The sequence below is a fragment of the Vibrio sp. V33_P6A3T137 genome (assembly GCF_009904835.1).
Lineage (GTDB): Bacteria > Pseudomonadota > Gammaproteobacteria > Enterobacterales > Vibrionaceae > Vibrio > Vibrio metschnikovii.
In genome coordinates this window covers 1-2,742 of the sequence record NZ_WXWK01000091.1, presented here as the reverse complement: position 1 = coordinate 2,742, position 2,742 = coordinate 1, and the positions used below count along the sequence as shown (strand labels likewise).

The window sequence follows — 2,742 nt, the reverse complement described above, 5'->3', positions numbered from 1 at the left end:
GAATACTGATGCTCTTTCAATCGCATTTTTAAGCTCGCGTATATTTCCCGGGAAATCATAATTCAGTAGTTCTTTCCAGGCTAAGTTACTCAGTTGAATCGCTTTAGTTTTTCCAGCTTGTGTCTGAATAGAAAGAAAATGTCGGGCAAGAATCGTAAGATCATCACCACGTTCTCGAAGTGGTGGTACAGATAATGTGAACATTTCTAGCCGAAAGAATAGATCCTGTCGAAACAGCCCCTCTGCGATACGAGACTCTAAATCCCGGTGAGTTGCCGTGACTATACGTACATCTACGCTAATTTCCTTATCAGAACCCACTGGTCGAATGGTCCCTTCTTGTAATACACGTAATAATTTAGCTTGTAACTCAAGAGGCATTTCACCGATTTCATCAAGAAGCAAGGTACCTCCGTCGACCTCCCTTAACAAACCTAATCGTGATTGATTTGCCCCGGTATAAGCGCCAACTGAATGTCCAAAAAATTCACTTTCCAGTAATTCCTTAGGGATACCTGCGCAATTAACTGCCAGAAAAGGGCCATTTTTCCTAAGACTTTCATTATGAATCGCTTTAGCGACTAGCTCCTTACCAGTACCACTTTCTCCCAATATTAAGACAGGCCCATCCGTTTTCGATATTTTTTGGATCATACGAAAAAGGCTCTGCATCACTGCACTTTCACCTAGCATGCCATGAAAGAAACGGTTTTCAGCTTGGTTTTTCAAGCTTCGGTGCTCAACTAGGCGTTTCACGGTTAATAGACAATGATCCATATCAAAAGGTTTGGTTAAAAAATCATCCGCTCCCGCTTTAAGTGCATCAACCGCTTGGTTAACAGAGCCAAACGCCGTAATTAATAACATAGCAGGGGTTGGCATCAGAGCTTTAACTTCCGGTATCAATGTCATACCATTACGATCAGGTAATCTTAAGTCGGAAATCACCACATCAGGTATTATTTCATTTAACTTACGTGAAGCTTCTTCAGCTGAGTTGACCACTGTGACCTGATATCCCTCGCTCTCAAGCTCTTCACACAATAAATCCGCTAAATCACCATCATCTTCTACTAATAAAATATTCATACCCATTGTTCCTTTGAAAATTGTAATGTAACGATGAGCCCGCCTTGCTCTGAGCGCCTGAGAATTAATTCGCCATGATGATCATTCACGATGTTGTTAACAATAGCTAAACCAAGCCCAGTTCCCTGACCTTTTGGCTTTGTCGTAAAAAAGGGTTCTAGGAGCTGAGATAAGTCCATATCTATAGGGATGCTTTGCCCATCATCGCTGATGGTTATCGACCAGGAATCATGCGACTCACTATATTCAACGAAGACATTTTCTTGAGCGGCTTGGCTTGCATTTCGTAGTAAGTTAATTAGCGCTAATTCGAGCAGATCAGGATCAACGAAGACCGACAGATGATTAGGAACATTAATGGTAGTTAAAGGAAAGAGATCTATTTGTTCATAACTTAATGATTCCCTGGCATTTATGACTAAATCCAAAATAAGCACTTTTTCTTTTTGGTTACTATTACGAGAGAAATCCAATAATTGCCGAACGATTCGGGTTAGCCGCTTCACTTGTCCTCTGATCGACATCAGTTCATGTAATGCCGAGTTCTTATCAATAAATCGAGATAAACGCCTTGCTCTACCATCAATCACATTCAATGGTGCTCCTAATTCATGAGCCACGCCACCGACGAATCGTCCTAATGTTGCCATCCGCTCATTTCGCTCTAACCTCAGGTTTAGTTTTGTTTCATACTCTTGATGAGCCAGTATTTTTTGCTGTGCAAGCGCAATATCATCAAGCATTCGATTTAGCGCCCGAGCAATAGAAGATAATTCATATGTATTTGAATCAGATGCACGTAAGCCTAACTGACCTTGACCAATCTTGGCCATGGTACTCGTTAACTGGGCTACATCACGGCCTACTGCTCGATAATGACCTAAATAGACGATGATTAAGGTGAGCAACCCGATTACCCCCCATACACTCCAAGCCGAGAGTGACAAGGTATTCATAGAAGACGAAAAATCACTAGCACGACGAGTAATTTCGACAAGGCTCGATATCTGCCCTCGTTTATCGGTGATAGGAAGAAAATGAGAATATACTTGTTTGCCCGCTTGACGTTGATAGACATTGGCATCACGTCCAACTTCAAGCAGCTCAAGTGCAATAGGGCTATACTTATTGCTTCGTTTAGCAATACCAGCCGCAGCAATACGCTGACCATCCTGATTGTAGACAGACGCACCATATACCTGACCTAAATCAAAGATTGCATTAAGCGTTCTTTGAACTGTTTCTATATCTCCTTTGCGGATTGCCTCTCCAATAGGGACATCAATTGCTCTGGCGATTAGCTTAAGATCGCCTTTTAGCTTACTCGTTTGTAAATCCGCAAGATAATAAGTTCCAATACCAATAGACGCGGCAGACAGCACCCATAATGGTAGGAAAACAAACAATAATATACGCACTGATAAAGAGACTTTAGTCAATCTGACCATATTTTCCTTTGAATTTAATGTGTAACTATTTTTCAATAAATCTTGACAGATTGTGTGACAAAAATAAACACTAATATCTTTGTCTTATTCCTCACTTTTAAGAAATAAAAAATTAACTTAATAAAATCAAAAATTTAAATTAAACAAAATGTATTGGCATCTTATTTGCTTTAGTTAGATTGAATTCATTCTTTAGGAGTTTTTA

Annotated in this window: 2 protein-coding genes; both read right to left on the bottom strand. The window is 40.2% G+C overall.

Going from position 1 to position 2,742, the window contains the following annotated elements; translation table 11 throughout:
- A partial coding sequence (locus CAG60_RS08930) for a sigma-54-dependent transcriptional regulator (RefSeq protein WP_161438770.1) occupies positions 1-1,089 on the bottom strand: 1,089 nt, incomplete at its 3' end.
- Entirely contained in the window at positions 1,086-2,573 is a 1,488-nt protein-coding gene (locus tag CAG60_RS08925) for a sensor histidine kinase (RefSeq protein WP_161438769.1), read from the bottom strand. The genes CAG60_RS08925 and CAG60_RS08930, both read right to left, overlap by 4 nt.
- Positions 2,574-2,742: the final 169 nt, after the last annotated feature.